The following is a 13,856-nucleotide window of genomic DNA, read 5'->3' as shown; positions in this document are numbered from 1 at the left end:
CTCCTAAATAACCACAGCGGCAAATGGCTTTACAGGAAGATCTGCTTCGTTAAACAGATTAACTTCACAGTACCCCTCTTTTGCAAACCTGATTTCAACCGGTTCTTCTGTCAGCGTTTCAAAAATCAGCAGCAAATCCTGATTCAGCTTAAAATCTTTTATTTCAATTAAAATACCGCCCTGTTCTACATACAGGCTATTAATAACGTTCCCGTTTACGTGCAGTTTTGATCCAGTATGGGAAAAATGCAGACGGATCTGGTTTCCTTCCCGCTCTCCCCCTGTAAATTCCGGAGATTCACATAATATATCTTCCCCATAGATCAATCCTCTTGCCAGAAGTGCCAGACGTTCCCCTACTTCCTTTTTTCTTTTCGGGTGGATATCCTCATACATTCCCAGGTCCATAATAGAGATCATACCTGTACCTGGTACGTTTTTTAATACCCGTTCCTGACTCTCCCTTACCACTGGATAATCCTCTCCTCCGATGCCAAGCCATTTACCAAACGGTGCCAGCTGAACATAGAGAAACGGCAGTTCATCCTGCCACAAGTCTCTCCAACAGCGAATTAGAGAAGCAAAGGTTTTATCATATATTTCCCCATGCCCTGCATCTGATTCCCCCTGATACCATAAAACTCCCTTTACAGAAAATGGTGCAAGTTCTTTCAGCATCATTTCATACAAACCGGAAGGACGGTAGTGGTGGTAAGGTCCCAATGGGAGAACGGGGGCATCCGCAGTTTCAGCCATCCACCGCTCCTGATCCTGCTGGTTCATGCCATACATCATTGCTCTCCAGGCAATCTGATGAAGGTAGGAATCCTCATACTCCCAGGCCTCAAGACTGATCCGTCTCATTTCTTCCTCATCAACAGCCCTCACGGCCTCCTCATATTCTTTTTTGAATACAGACAGAGGCGGATCATTTAAATACGATGCTTCCATCCATGCACAGGCCGGAGTTCCGCCCCAGTTACAGCCTATAATACCAACCGGAACACCAATCACCGGCTGAATGGATCTGGCAAAAGAATAGCCCGGAGCAGAAAAGCTCTCCCACTGATATTCCTGTTCTTTAAACCAGCTTCCGCATTCAGGAAGATCCCTGCTTTGACCGGGATAAGCAATCCTTTTGCAGTTAAACATACGGATCATATCGTTTCGCTCCCACTGCTTTATCTCATTCCAATGGGCATCATATCTTAAATAATATTCCATGTTTGACTGACCAGCTGCTATGTAAATATCACCAATGCAAATGTCATCCAAAACGACAGCCGGTTCCTTCCTTTCGTCAGCAAAAATCTCTATTTTTTGACCATATGCCGCTCCCTTTGCCGATAATTCGCAGTAAAACTTCCCTTCTTTTATATCTGCAAAGATGCTGTCACCACAGAAGGTGATTCTCAGCTTGTCCGTCCCCTCAGCTTCTCCCCATATTTTAATCGTCTTATTCCGCTGAATGATCATTCCATTTTGAAAGATTTCCGGTAATTTTATCTGTGCCATATTATACCCCCATAAGCTGGTCATTTTTCTTTCAGTATAGCACAGAACCCAATGATAAAAAACAAAATACTTGCGTCCTTATTATCAATATTAGCTGTATGGCTCACCTTTTCCCCACAACAAGAAAAGACAAGGACCTGAATAATCAGATTCCCTGCCTTTTTATGTTTTGAGCTATTTCCATACTGAAATTATTCAGCAACAGAAATGATTTCTTTCTTGTTATAAGAACCGCAAGCTTTGCATACTCTGTGTGGCATCATAAGCTCACCGCACTTGCTGCATTTCACTAAGTTCGGAGCGCTCATCTTCCAGTTTGCTCTACGTTTGTCTCTTCTAGCTTTAGAAGATTTATTCTTTGGACAGATAGACATGGTTACACCTCCTTAAACTGTTTAAAAATATCCTGGATGACTGCCATTCTCGGGTCAAGCGACCTAACATCGCAGTCACAAGTCTCATGATTGAGATTTGTTCCACATCTATTACAAATTCCCTTACAGTCTTCACTGCAGAGAACCTTCATAGGCAGATTCAGTATGAGTTCATCACAAACCAACTGGTCTACATCCAGACAATAACCAATTACATATGGCTGTTCTTCGAGATCCTCTTCACTCTCATCTCTGGTTTCACTTAAATCAACCATTCGAATGACATCAAAACTCAGCTCATTAGGGACAGGCTCCAGACAACGATCACAGGGAATCAGCAGAGTAAGTTCCACTTTTCCTTCCAGCTCCAGTTTCTTTCCACCCAGATTCATGATCCGCAGCACTACCGGTTTGGCATCTGCTATTTCATAATCTCCGTAGGGTCCATGATAAGTCTTCATCTCTATATCAAGTGTATAGGTTTTCTCTTTCCCTTCCAGGGTAAACAACTCGGTTAAATTAATAAGCATATTATAGTCTCCTAATACGCACCTATGTAATTATACATAGGGGCGCACTATTTGTCAACAAAATATTTCCATATTTCACATTATAAAAACTATAATGTGCTAATATTTAAGGAATTATACTAAAGCTTTTGTCTCTCTTGCAATTGCAAGCTCTTCATTTGTAGGAATTACACATACTTTTACCTTGGAATCAGGTGTGGAAATAATCATGCGTTCGCCTCTGTGGCTGTTAGCTTCTGCATCAATTTCTACGCCAAGATAGGATAAATAAGAACAGATTCCTGCACGGATCGGCTTATCATTCTCACCTACACCAGCTGTAAATACGATGGCATCTACTCCGTTCATAGCTGCAGTATAAGCGCCGATGTATTTTGCAACACGATAAATATATGCATTAATTGCTGTATCAGCCAGATGATTTCCCTCTGCCTGTGCTTTCTGAACATCACGGAAATCGCTGGAGATTCCGCCAGACATACCAAGAATACCGGATTTTTTATTTAAGATATCCAGTACTTCATTGACTGTCTTTCCTTCTTTATTGCAGATAAACTGAATCACAGCCGGATCAATATCACCACTTCTGGTTCCCATAATAAGACCTTCAAGAGGAGTAAGACCCATACTTGTATCCACGCACTTGCCTCCGATGGAAGCAGAGATGCTTGCGCCGTTTCCTAAGTGGCAGACAATAACCTTACCATTGTTGGAATCCAGATCGCAAAAGCCCAGTGCTTCTTTGGAAACGAAGCTGTGGCTTGTTCCATGGAAGCCGTAACGGCGAATGCTGTATTTTTCATAATATTCCATAGGGATTGCGTAAAGAGAAGCCTTCTCTGGCATACCCATACCAAATGCAGTATCAAAAACAGCTACGTTTGGTGTTCCTGGCATAGCTGCTTCACATGCCTCAATACCCATTAAGTTAGCAGGGTTATGCAGAGGTCCTAAATCGAAACAGTCACGGATCACTTTTTTAACATCTTCATTTACAACGATGGAATCACTGTAAATAGTACCGGCATGGAGAACACGGTGTCCTACTGCAGAAATTTCACTGGTATCTTTGATTACTCCATGCTCAGGATTAACCAGGGCATCCATAACCAGCTTGATTGCTACAGTGTGGTTCGGCATCTCTTCTTCTAATTCGAATTTGCCTATTCCTTCTGCTTTGTGAGTCAGTTTGGATCCGTTAATACCAATTCTTTCGCATAAACCTATTGCTAAAACTCCCTCATTTTCCATATCAATTAACTGATACTTTAAGGAAGAGCTTCCGCAGTTGATAACTAAAATTTTCATAAAACTAAATTCTCCTTCAATTATTTTACAATTTCGCCGTACTGTTCTCTGCCGCAGCCTGCTGCGTTAGATTCATCCGTATCAATGTGCATAGCCAGAGCATAGGACTCGTTTACACGTACAACTACATCTCCGAAAACAAGACTTCTGCCATTTGTATCAATTTTCACAGAAACGATCTCGCCGTTTTCAACTCCCAGTTTTTGTGCATCTGCAGGCGTTGCGTGAATATGACGCTTTGCTGCAATTACACCCTCTGTGATATCAATCTCACCTGCTGGTCCGACAATCTTACATGGTCCGCTGCCTGCAATATCTCCGGATTCTCTTACTGGTGCGGCGATTCCTGCAGAACGGGCATCTGTCAGAGAAAGTTCCACCTGAGTAGATTTTCTTACTGGTCCCAAAATGGAAACTCCTTTGAACTCACCTTTTGATCCCACAACAGTAACTCTCTCCTCGCAAGCAAACTGACCTGGCTGGGATAATTCTTTCTTCTTGGTTAATTCATATCCCTGTCCAAATAAAATCTCAAGATGTTCCTGAGATAAATGTACATGACGAGCTGATGTTTCAACGATAAAATTCATACTTATCTATTCTCCTGTTCTAATTGATCAATGCTTCTTCTTGATTCTCACTCTATTCTATGAGCATTCCTGAAAATTTTCAAGTGTTGTGACAAAATAATTTGCATTTTTTGCGAAACAATAGCATAATATAGGTTGAAAAAAAGAAAAAGGACGTTTTTTATGATAAAAGAGAAAAATTTGCATGCTGTAGGTATTATCGCTGAATACAACCCCTTTCACAACGGCCACGCCTATCATATCAGAAAAGCGAAAGAACTGTCAAATGCAAAATATGCTGTGGTAGTCATGAGTGGAGATTTTGTACAGCGGGGAGCTCCTGCTATCTATGATAAGTATACAAGGACTGCCATGGCACTTTCCTGCGGAGCCGATCTGGTATTGGAAATTCCGTCTGTTTTTGCTTCCGGAAGCGCGGAAGACTTTGCATCCTGCTCTGTGGCACTGCTAAACGGCCTGGGGGCAGTTGACACTGTGTGCTTTGGCAGCGAAAGCGGGGATATGGAAAAACTTTCCGCTATTGCTACTATTCTCGCCAACGAACCTGCAGTTTATTCAGATGAGTTACGTAAAGAGCTGAAAAAGGGGGCTACTTTTCCGGAAGCAAGAAACACCGCTCTTGTCACCAGCAAAGCTGTAGGGAAAGAAGATGCCTCGCTTCTGGCCTCTCCCAACAACATTTTGGGAATTGAATATTTAAAGGCCATCTATAGACAAAACGCTTCTTTAACACCTTTGACCATTGCAAGAAATGGAAGCGGCTATCACGATCCTCTTTTAACGCCCCATCGTTTCTGCTCTGCAACCGGACTTAGAAAGGCATTAAGGGAATCAGGAGAAGATTACAATAAGGCGGGGAATACAGTCTTCGATTATGTACCAGATCCGGTGAAATTAAAAATACAGGAAAGCAAACCTCTTTACTGCGACGATTTCAGTCTCCTGTTAAATTCCGCTCTCCTAAGGCTGTCTATGGAAGGAACCCCATTTAATAATTTTTCCGATGTGTCAGAAGAAATGGCTGCAAGAATTACAAAACAGCTTCCAGATTATCATTCATTTGAAGAAAAGATCAACCAGTTAAAAACCAGACAATACACCTATACAAGAGTGAGCCGTGGTTTGCTCCATATTATGCTGGGGACAACCGGCCAGCTGACGGAGGATGGCCGTCGGGCAGGCTATGCTCCTTATGCCAGAATTCTGGGTTTCAAAAAAGAATCTGTATCCCTGATGGGTGAAATAAAAAAGAGAGGGAGCATCCCTCTCATCGCCAAAACTGCTGGTGCAGAAACCAATTTAACGGGAGCAGCTGCCGCTATGCTCCGGCATGACTTCTATTCTTCTCACATCTATCAGACAGTATTACAGGCTAAATATAATATAAAAATTAAAAATGAATTTACACAATCCGTCGTCATATTATGACGGCGGATTGATATATTCTCTAATCCTGTCTTTATATAGAAGAAACCGGGATTTGGGTACTACAATTCCCTGCTTCCACAGATCAAGAAGCTCATCAAAAGTCACAAGCTTTGCGTCCACAACTTCCTCTGCCTGTAACTTAAGATCGTCTTTCGTGACATTCTGCCTGTTGATATAAGTATCCACAAACCGTTCCCTCTGTCTGATGCTGTGAATCAGCGTTAAATCCTCTTTTTCAGCATGAATTCCGGCTTCTTCCCAAAGTTCTCTTATAGCCCCTTCCACTGTGGTCTCGCCGGCAAGAACCGAACCGCCGGTACACTCCCACATTAAGCCGTAAGGCTTATTGGGATGCCGTCTGGTCAGCAGAATCTGATTCCTGTGATTTACGGTCCAGATATCAGCAATCAGATGATATTCCCCTTTTCCCAGCGGAACTCCCCGGACATGAGTCCTTCCTGTTGCCGCTCTGTTTTCATCGTAGATATCCCAAAGCTCCATAAGCGCTCCCCTGTCTGACGTGTCAACAGTTAAATTTAGAAGTTTGCTCCATTCCAGCCCCAGTGTTCTGCCTCTTCGTATTTAATATAGATCTTATCCTGGGCAATTCCAAGTACTTCTTTAAAAATTCTGGAAATCTCAGCAGTTAAATGATCCAAATCCCGGTCAGAAGCATGCCCGAAAATCTTAACTTCTACAAAAGCAAGCTTCGTATTGTTCTTTCCTTTAAAATAAAGAGAATAGTTATCTTCAAAACCAACCATCAGCCAGCTTTCTGACTTTCCCTGAATCAGACTGATTGCCTGGCCAAGTTTATCCTTAATCAGTTCTTTCTCTTCTTGGGATAATGCAACATTTACTTTTGAATTAATAAAAGGCATGGATTTTCCTCCTTTAATTATTGCTTATATCATAACATATATGACAGCAAATTTCACTCATAATTTTATATTAGTTTATTCTTTGTAAAACAAATCATAAAGAGTCAGATTTCCATGAAGAAATTCCATAATTTCATCAATTTGGCTTCGGTTATTTTTCTTTTCTCCCTGCTTAACAGCACGGATTAATATGTTCTTTGGTGTATGCTCCATATCAATAAATTCCAGTATCTGTGTTCTGTACCCCTGGTTCTCCAATATCTCTGCCCTAAGAGCATCTGTATACAGAGCTGCCATTCGTTCTTTTATAAGACCATACTGGAAAACAGGTGCCATCAGACTGTTCTCTATGTGTTTGTTGAGTTCATGCTGACAGCACGGTACGGATAATATGACAGATGCCCCCCACGAAACAGCTTTTGCCAGAGCAAAATCAGTGGCTGTATCACAGGCATGAAGTGTAACCACCATGTCCACCTGGCTGACGCCCTCGTATGATGCAATATCACCGTGATAAAATCTAAGTTTTTCGTACCCATAACTCTCACTTAACCGGTTGCAGTTGTCAATTACCGTCTGCTTTAAATCAAGACCGATAATGCGGATTAAGTATCCCTTCTGCACATGAAGATAATAATACATGGCAAATGTTAAGTAGGATTTGCCGCAGCCGAAATCAATAATTACATTTTCCCTGTCTTTGTGAAGTCTGGGAAGTATATCTTCAATAAATTCAAGGAACCGGTTAATCTGGCGGAATTTGTCATATCTTGATTTTATGATAGTTCCATTTTCCGACATGACTCCCAAATCAACTAAAAATGGTATGGGAGTTCCTTCTTTTAAAATATAATTTTTTTGTCTATTGTGATCCGTTACTACAGGAAGTGCTGTGATTTTTTGCGGAATACGCTTCATCTTAATACCAGGAACTCCTTTTTTGCTGATCAGAACCCTGACCTGGCCTTTTGCTGATTCCAGTTCCAGCTGCCGAAACGTTCCAGCCAGTAAATCTGCAGCATAGTCTGCACATTCCTCTTTTGTCAGGTTTTTATGAAATGCCTGGTTTCCAACCAACTCCTCGGCCTGAAACAGCAATAAATCCTTTTGCTTAAGAGGACGGATTTTCACTTTGGACATTCCCTGTTTTTCAACCGGATTGCTGATGATCATACGAATTAAATAATCATCAAGAAATTCCCTGAGCGCTTCCGTCACTTCTCTTTTATCGTTCTGTTCCATGGCTAATTCTTAAAGCTGTGAATCGGCGCAGGAATTCTTCCTCCGCGGTTTACAAACTTTTCACAGGAGTATTGATTGACTGGCATAACAGGAGCGTATCCTAAAAGACCACCGAATTCCACGGTTTCACCAACAGTCTTGCCGATTACCGGAATAATACGAACTGCTGTTGTCTTCTGATTTATCATACCGATTGCGGATTCATCTGCAATGATTCCGGATATGGTGGTGGCAGGTGTATCTCCAGGAATGGCAATCATGTCCAGACCAACGGAGCAGACACAGGTCATTGCTTCCAGTTTTTCAAGGTTTAATGCACCCATGGCAACTGCATCAATCATTCCCTGATCTTCACTGACAGGAATAAACGCACCGCTTAAACCGCCTACATAGGATGAAGCCATAACTCCTCCCTTTTTTACCTGGTCATTGAGCAGAGCCAGGGCAGCCGTTGTACCTGGGGCACCAACCCGCTCCAGACCAATCTCTTCCAAGATTTCAGCTACACTGTCACCGATTGCAGGTGTGGGAGCCAGAGACAGATCAATGATTCCAAATGGAATATTAAGTCTTTTGGATGCTTCCTGGGCAACCAGCTGCCCTACCCGGGTAATCTTAAATGCAGTTTTCTTAATGGTCTCGCAAAGAACTTCAAAGTCCTTTCCTCTTGCGGTCTCAATCGCCCGTTTTACTACACCAGGTCCGCTGACGCCTACATTGATAATTGCATCCGCTTCTGTAACACCGTGGAATGCACCAGCCATAAATGGATTATCATCCGGCGCGTTGCAGAATATCACCAGTTTTGCACAGCCAAGGGAATCATTATCTTTGGTCTCCTCTGCTGTTTCCAGAACAATTTTGCCCATTAAAGCAACTGCATCCATATTGATTCCTGTCTTAGTAGAACCTACATTAACAGAACTGCAGACACGGTCTGTACAGGCCAGCGCTTTTGGAATAGAGCAGATCAGATTTTTATCAGCCGTTGTCATTCCCTTGCTGACAAGTGCAGAATATCCGCCAATGAAATTAACACCAACTTCTTTAGCTGCGCGGTCAAGGGTCTGTGCTATGGTAACAAAGTCATCAGGAGTTTTGCAGGCAGCAGCTCCTACCATTGCAATCGGGGTTACGGAAATACGTTTATTAACAATGGGAATTGCAAAATCTTTCTCTATCTCTTTTCCTACAGATACCAGATTTTTTGCAACCGTGGTGATCTTGTTGTAAATCTTTTCATTCACCGCTTTTAAATCACTGTCGCAGCAGTCAAGGAGACTGATACCCATGGTGATAGTGCGCACATCCAGCAATTCCTGCTCGATCATCTTATTGGTCTCATTTACTTCAAACATATTCAACATATCGATAACCCATCCTTTTCTTAAGCCTCACTGCAGTAATCAGATCCGATGCATTTTAGTAAAAATTTCTTCTCTCTGGCATTTTACCTTTACACCAATCTCGTCTCCAATTTGTTCCAGTTCATCCGCAAGCTCTCCAAAAGGCTTCGCTGCTTCATTGATGTCAACAATCATCATCATATTAAAATACCCCTGTACAATGGTCTGGGAAATATCCAATATGTTTACCTGGTTATTTGCCAGATAAGTACAAATCTTTGCTATAATCCCTACTGTGTCCTTGCCAACTACTGTAATAATCGTCTTATTCATCATGCATCTCCTCTTTATATAGTGATAATTTCCGACATCTGATCCCGTTTTGCAACGGCTATGGAAAAATCAGATGCCTTAAATGGATTATCTCCTTCTGAGATTTCAAGCTTTACGGTTTCATAAGCAAGCTCTTCGTAATTATTTTCCTTGCTTAAATGGCCCAGCAGAATCTTCTTTAAGTTTTCGTGAAGAATGCAGCACAGCAGCCGTCCCGCATTTTCATTGGATAAATGTCCATGATCTCCCAATATCCTTCGTTTTAAGTAATAAGGATAAGGTCCTGCCTGAAGCATATTCACATCATGGTTGGATTCTAATAAAACAGCATCCAGTCCCTGGAGATGGTCGATAATGTACTGATTGTAATGCCCCATATCCGTTGCTACTGCAACCGATTTATGTTCATGCTGTATCCGGTATGCTACCGGATTTGCCGCATCATGGTCAATGGAAAACGGCTTGACCTCTAAATCTCCAACAAAAAAATCCACATCCGGGCGAATGGCGCAAAACAATTCCCGGGGATATTCTCCCAGATACTTCTGCTTGGAAATCTCCTCCAGAGTCTCCTGTGTTCCATAGATGGGAACGCCATACTTTCTGGCCAGCACTCCAAGCCCTTTGGTATGATCCGAGTGTTCATGAGTAATTACAATTCCTGTGAGCTCGCTGCCCTTTAATCCAATTTCATTTAAGCCCTGTTCAATTCTTTTATTGCTTATTCCGGCATCTACCAGAACATGAGTCGTATCAGAACCTACATAAATGCAGTTTCCGCTGCTCCCGCTAGCAATGCTTACCAGTCTCATCGTTTTCTATCCCCTGCTTTTTAATATTTCCGCCAATTGATCCTCTAAATCCTTAACAGAACCATGGTTTTCGATTATCCGGTCACAACGCCTTGCATATTCCTGTTCCGACGCCTGGCTTCTGATCATTTTTTCCGAACGTTCTTTTGAGTAGCCCCTGTTTTTTAAAAGCCGTCTCATTCTGACTTCTTCTGATGCATGTACATACCACATCTCATCATAGATATCTTCCGCTTCTTCACCCATAATTGCAAATTCTACCACAATAAGCCCGGCTTGGGAAGCGGAAATTTTTTGTCTGATTCTTTTCCACACCAGGGGATGAATGATTGAATTAATCTGTTCTCTGGCAGATTCATTGTCAAAAATCACTTTTCCCAGTGCAGTACGGTTAATGGTGCCGTCTGAATTAAGAATGGCTTCACCAAAAGTTTCTTTGATCCCCAGATATCCTTCTTCTCCCGGCTCCATCAGTTCATGGGCAACTTTGTCCGCTTCCATCACTTCTGCATTATATTTTGTTTTTAATATGGTGAGAACCAGACTTTTACCAGCCCCCACTCCGCCAGTAAGTCCAATTACTTTCATACGTTTCACCATCCTATTATTTGGCATCGAACCAGGATTCTCCAACATTGGCATCAACTTCCAGCGGTACAGCAAGGCTGGCAGCACTCTTCATCTCTTCCACCAACAGTTTTTTTACCTGATCAAGTTCTTCCAGCCGGGTCTCAATTAAAAGTTCATCATGAACCTGAAGAACTATTTTTGACTGCAGACCCTGTTTTTTAAGAGCACGGTCAACCCGAATCATGGCAATCTTCATAATATCTGCGGCTGTTCCCTGAATCGGGGAATTCATCGCTACACGTTCTCCAAAGGAACGCTGCATAAAATTAGATGATTTCAGTTCAGGGACGGGGCGGCACCTTCCAAACATGCTGACTGCATACCCGGTTTCTTTTGCATCCGCCACCAGTTTGTCCAGGAACAGCTTTACCCCTGGATAGGTTTCAAAATACTTATCGATATATTCGGTGGCTTCTTTTCTGGTAATACTTAAGCCTTCACTTAAACCAAATGAACTGATTCCATATACGATCCCGAAATTCACCGCCTTGGCATTGCGTCGCTGCAGGGAGGTTACTTCCGTCAAAGGAACATGGAAAACCTCTGAAGCAGTGATTGCGTGAATATCCTCGGCCTGCTGATAGGCACCGATCAGTCTTTCATCTCCAGACATATGAGCCAGAACCCTCAGTTCAATCTGGGAGTAATCAGCGTCTACAAAAACACAGCCTTCCTGCGGAACAAAGACTTTTCGGATCTCTCTTCCCAGTTCCATACGGATGGGGATATTCTGTAAATTAGGCTCTGTACTGCTGATTCTGCCGGTAGCGGTAATTGTCTGATTAAAGGTCCCGTGAATCCGTTCATCGGAACCAATATAGGCGGCCAGTCCATCGGCATAGGTGGAATTTAATTTTGTCAGCTGTCTGTAATCCAGAATCTGCTCTATAACCGGATAATCAGGAGCCAGTTTTTCAAGCACATCCGCGGCTGTGGAATAACCGGTTTTTGTTTTTTTGCCACCCGGCAGTTTCATCTTTTCAAACAGGATTTCTCCCAGCTGTTTGGGGGAATTAATATTAAAGGTTTCACCTGTCTGTTCATATATTTTCTGTTCTGTTTCCTTAATCCGGATCTTTAATCTGTCCCCGTATTCTTTCAGCCTGTCCCTTTCCACACGGATTCCTGTTTCTTCCATAGTAAATAAACTATATACCAGAGGCATTTCAATCTCATAAAACAACTGATCCATCTCAGCAGTTTTGAGTCCTTCTTTTAAAATGCTTCCGCACATAAAAGAAACATAAGCCATGGAACACATACAGGTTACTGCATGGGTTTGATTTTCAGAAAGTGCCTGGATTATCGTACGTTTCCCCAACAATTCTGTTTTGGAAGAAAGGGATAACTGGAGATAATCCTGTGCCAGATCATTGTACTCATAGGAGCTTTTTAACGGATCAATTAAATAAGCCGCCAGGGAAGCATCAAACACTGCTTTTTCATCAGACACGTTCAAGAACGGAAGCTGGCTTTTCAGATCAAGAACGGTAACATTGGCTCCGTGGCTTATGACTTCTTCTGCCTTTTCTTTCAGGTAATCTGACGTTAAATCCCCCTGGGCAATCAAACACCAGCTCTCCTCTTTTGACAGACATAAAGCCAGGGCAGTGATTTTTCTATCTGTTCCTGCCACCTGCAGACCGAGGCTCGTACCTGCAGCACATCTTGAAAAAACCGTCTCTGCATCAGCAAGTTCTGTAACCGCTTTTCCCTGCCAGCCATCAGAAGAAATCTCCTCCACTTCTTCCGGGAAACTTGCAGGTTCAAAATCCATATCCATAATTTCTGCAATTTCTGATTCTGCAATGGTTTTAACCTCATCGAGATGAATATCATAATCTGTTTTAAGACAAAGATATTGCACTTCTTTGTCGATCCGCTGTTCATACTCCGTTAATGCTTTCCGGATCTGGTCAGACTCAAGTTCCTCTTTCAGTCCATAGATTGCCTGCAAAGAGCCATACTGTGAAACAAGACGGCATGCGGTTTTTCGGCCAATACCTGCACCTCGTTCCAATGAAAACACCTCTTTTAACTGTTCTGGTTCAACACCAAACTCTTTTTTTACTGTCTCCACTGTCCAGTTTATTAACTCTGTCCCTTCTTCTCCCACACCAGGTATCCAGGCAGCGATATGCTGGCTTACCGCCATTAAAATGTTCTCATCTGCAGTGAGTACGGAAACGTCTTTTTCATCCGACACACAGTTTTTTGCCAGAGAACAAATAAGATCCAGAGAGCGGGCCCCCTCTTTTTCAAAAACTGGAATTTTTAAAGAAGCCAGTGTTTCCTTTAATCTGGTCTCATTATCCATCAGATCCCGGGCAGCTATCCCATTCTCATTCATACCGCCAAATACCGCTGCAATATAATCTGTCTGTTTTTCTTCTATAATACGAACCACCACATTGCGTATTCCTTTTACACAATTGGCTGGAACCGCATAATAAGCCTCTTTCAGCATGCTGGTTCCGTCAATCAGTACTGTTTTTTTTCTGTTCATCTGTTCTCCTATCCAAGCAAGCCCAACTGCAGCCAGATTCTGCACTGAAGAAGGACTGTAATGACAAGTGCCATGACGCACACGGTGGATACCGCATATCTTGCTATTTTTATCAGCTGAATGAACTGAAGTCTTTGTCTGGACTGTTCCAGAGCCGCCTCCAGTGCTCCCTTGATATTATAATTCCCTGTTTCAGAATCCAGCTGCATGATACCTGCTTCTATGGTAAAATATATTTCCAATTCTTCCATACAATTTAAACAGGTCTGCGTATGTTCCAAAAATTCTTTCAGTTCCTCATCTGTCAGTTCATCGTTTATATATGGAATGACCAGACGCTCTGCTTCCTTACATGTCATCG

At 42.4% G+C, this 13,856-nt stretch carries 15 protein-coding genes; 1 reads left to right on the top strand and 14 read right to left on the bottom strand.

Annotation, left to right across the window (positions count from 1 at the left end; genetic code table 11):
• Window positions 1-3 precede the first annotated feature (3 nt).
• The 5 genes from ACOAOT_RS08510 to pduL form a co-directional block, all read right to left on the bottom strand.
• A complete protein-coding gene (locus ACOAOT_RS08510) occupies window positions 4-1,515 on the bottom strand; it encodes a sialate O-acetylesterase (RefSeq protein ID WP_420216578.1) in 1,512 nt (503 codons plus the stop codon).
• 191 nt (window positions 1,516-1,706) lie between these two features.
• The gene (gene rpmF / locus ACOAOT_RS08505; protein ID WP_097006282.1) at window positions 1,707-1,889 is read right to left on the bottom strand and encodes a 50S ribosomal protein L32; all 183 of its coding nucleotides are present in this window, start codon (window positions 1,887-1,889) and stop codon (window positions 1,707-1,709) included.
• Between the two features lie 2 nt (window positions 1,890-1,891).
• Window positions 1,892-2,419 carry a YceD family protein gene (locus tag ACOAOT_RS08500; RefSeq protein ID WP_104436140.1) on the bottom strand — a complete coding sequence of 176 codons (528 nt, stop codon included), beginning with the start codon at window positions 2,417-2,419 and terminating at the stop codon, window positions 1,892-1,894.
• Between the two features lie 114 nt (window positions 2,420-2,533).
• Complete coding sequence (locus ACOAOT_RS08495; protein WP_420216577.1) at window positions 2,534-3,727, bottom strand: acetate/propionate family kinase; 1,194 nt, start codon at window positions 3,725-3,727, stop codon at window positions 2,534-2,536.
• 20 nt (window positions 3,728-3,747) lie between these two features.
• Window positions 3,748-4,317, bottom strand: a complete 570-nt coding sequence (pduL, locus tag ACOAOT_RS08490) for a phosphate propanoyltransferase (protein WP_420216576.1) — start codon at window positions 4,315-4,317, stop codon at window positions 3,748-3,750.
• Window positions 4,318-4,479: 162 nt separating this feature from the next.
• On the opposite strand from pduL, the gene ACOAOT_RS08485 reads away from it, so the two are divergent.
• A complete protein-coding gene (locus ACOAOT_RS08485; protein WP_420216575.1) occupies window positions 4,480-5,745 on the top strand; it encodes a nucleotidyltransferase in 1,266 nt (421 codons plus the stop codon).
• Here ACOAOT_RS08485 and ACOAOT_RS08480 read toward each other — a convergent pair.
• The 9 genes from ACOAOT_RS08480 to ACOAOT_RS08440 all read right to left on the bottom strand — a co-directional run bounded on the left by ACOAOT_RS08480 (window position 5,740) and on the right by ACOAOT_RS08440 (window position 13,854).
• Complete coding sequence (locus tag ACOAOT_RS08480; RefSeq protein ID WP_420216574.1) at window positions 5,740-6,246, bottom strand: NUDIX hydrolase; 507 nt, start codon at window positions 6,244-6,246, stop codon at window positions 5,740-5,742. The genes ACOAOT_RS08485 and ACOAOT_RS08480 overlap by 6 nt on opposite strands.
• A gap of 35 nt (window positions 6,247-6,281) precedes the next feature.
• Window positions 6,282-6,626, bottom strand: coding sequence for a phenylpyruvate tautomerase MIF-related protein (locus tag ACOAOT_RS08475; RefSeq protein WP_420216573.1), 345 nt, complete (start codon window positions 6,624-6,626; stop codon window positions 6,282-6,284).
• Window positions 6,627-6,701: 75 nt separating this feature from the next.
• Complete coding sequence (locus ACOAOT_RS08470; protein WP_420216572.1) at window positions 6,702-7,868, bottom strand: class I SAM-dependent methyltransferase; 1,167 nt, start codon at window positions 7,866-7,868, stop codon at window positions 6,702-6,704.
• Window positions 7,869-7,870: 2 nt separating this feature from the next.
• Window positions 7,871-9,235 (bottom strand): PFL family protein, encoded by a 1,365-nt coding sequence (locus ACOAOT_RS08465; protein ID WP_420216571.1) that lies wholly within the window; start codon window positions 9,233-9,235, stop codon window positions 7,871-7,873.
• 39 nt (window positions 9,236-9,274) lie between these two features.
• Window positions 9,275-9,547 carry an ACT domain-containing protein gene (locus ACOAOT_RS08460; RefSeq protein ID WP_104436132.1) on the bottom strand — a complete coding sequence of 91 codons (273 nt, stop codon included), beginning with the start codon at window positions 9,545-9,547 and terminating at the stop codon, window positions 9,275-9,277.
• Between the two features lie 14 nt (window positions 9,548-9,561).
• Window positions 9,562-10,359 (bottom strand): MBL fold metallo-hydrolase, encoded by a 798-nt coding sequence (locus ACOAOT_RS08455; RefSeq protein WP_420216570.1) that lies wholly within the window; start codon window positions 10,357-10,359, stop codon window positions 9,562-9,564.
• A 6-nt stretch (window positions 10,360-10,365) separates the two neighbouring features.
• Window positions 10,366-10,947 (bottom strand): dephospho-CoA kinase, encoded by a 582-nt coding sequence (gene coaE / locus ACOAOT_RS08450; RefSeq protein ID WP_420216569.1) that lies wholly within the window; start codon window positions 10,945-10,947, stop codon window positions 10,366-10,368.
• A gap of 16 nt (window positions 10,948-10,963) precedes the next feature.
• Window positions 10,964-13,495, bottom strand: coding sequence for a DNA polymerase I (gene polA / locus ACOAOT_RS08445; RefSeq protein WP_420216568.1), 2,532 nt, complete (start codon window positions 13,493-13,495; stop codon window positions 10,964-10,966).
• A gap of 8 nt (window positions 13,496-13,503) precedes the next feature.
• Window positions 13,504-13,854: an anti-sigma factor family protein gene (locus tag ACOAOT_RS08440; RefSeq protein WP_170823560.1), complete on the bottom strand. Its 351-nt coding sequence runs from the start codon at window positions 13,852-13,854 to the stop codon at window positions 13,504-13,506.
• Between the last annotated feature and the right edge of the window lie 2 nt (window positions 13,855-13,856).

Source organism: Lacrimispora struthionigena (assembly GCF_048627165.1).
Lineage (GTDB): Bacteria > Bacillota > Clostridia > Lachnospirales > Lachnospiraceae > Lacrimispora.
Note: the sequence above shows the minus strand (reverse complement) of the source record. Positions and strands in the feature narration are given on the sequence as shown.

What these genes read in the sequence shown, in the direction of transcription:
- ACOAOT_RS08510 (WP_420216578.1), bottom strand. Translation starts at nt 1,515, where the DNA reads ATGGCACAGATAAAATTACCGGAAATCTTTCAAAATGGAATGATCATT.
- rpmF (WP_097006282.1), bottom strand. Translation starts at nt 1,889, where the DNA reads ATGTCTATCTGTCCAAAGAATAAATCTTCTAAAGCTAGAAGAGACAAA.
- ACOAOT_RS08500 (WP_104436140.1), bottom strand. Translation starts at nt 2,419, where the DNA reads ATGCTTATTAATTTAACCGAGTTGTTTACCCTGGAAGGGAAAGAGAAA.
- ACOAOT_RS08495 (WP_420216577.1), bottom strand. Translation starts at nt 3,727, where the DNA reads ATGAAAATTTTAGTTATCAACTGCGGAAGCTCTTCCTTAAAGTATCAG.
- pduL (WP_420216576.1), bottom strand. Translation starts at nt 4,317, where the DNA reads ATGAATTTTATCGTTGAAACATCAGCTCGTCATGTACATTTATCTCAG.
- ACOAOT_RS08485 (WP_420216575.1), top strand. Translation starts at nt 4,480, where the DNA reads ATGATAAAAGAGAAAAATTTGCATGCTGTAGGTATTATCGCTGAATAC.
- ACOAOT_RS08480 (WP_420216574.1), bottom strand. Translation starts at nt 6,246, where the DNA reads ATGGAGCTTTGGGATATCTACGATGAAAACAGAGCGGCAACAGGAAGG.
- ACOAOT_RS08475 (WP_420216573.1), bottom strand. Translation starts at nt 6,626, where the DNA reads ATGCCTTTTATTAATTCAAAAGTAAATGTTGCATTATCCCAAGAAGAG.
- ACOAOT_RS08470 (WP_420216572.1), bottom strand. Translation starts at nt 7,868, where the DNA reads ATGGAACAGAACGATAAAAGAGAAGTGACGGAAGCGCTCAGGGAATTT.
- ACOAOT_RS08465 (WP_420216571.1), bottom strand. Translation starts at nt 9,235, where the DNA reads ATGTTGAATATGTTTGAAGTAAATGAGACCAATAAGATGATCGAGCAG.
- ACOAOT_RS08460 (WP_104436132.1), bottom strand. Translation starts at nt 9,547, where the DNA reads ATGAATAAGACGATTATTACAGTAGTTGGCAAGGACACAGTAGGGATT.
- ACOAOT_RS08455 (WP_420216570.1), bottom strand. Translation starts at nt 10,359, where the DNA reads ATGAGACTGGTAAGCATTGCTAGCGGGAGCAGCGGAAACTGCATTTAT.
- coaE (WP_420216569.1), bottom strand. Translation starts at nt 10,947, where the DNA reads ATGAAAGTAATTGGACTTACTGGCGGAGTGGGGGCTGGTAAAAGTCTG.
- polA (WP_420216568.1), bottom strand. Translation starts at nt 13,495, where the DNA reads ATGAACAGAAAAAAAACAGTACTGATTGACGGAACCAGCATGCTGAAA.
- ACOAOT_RS08440 (WP_170823560.1), bottom strand. Translation starts at nt 13,854, where the DNA reads ATGACATGTAAGGAAGCAGAGCGTCTGGTCATTCCATATATAAACGAT.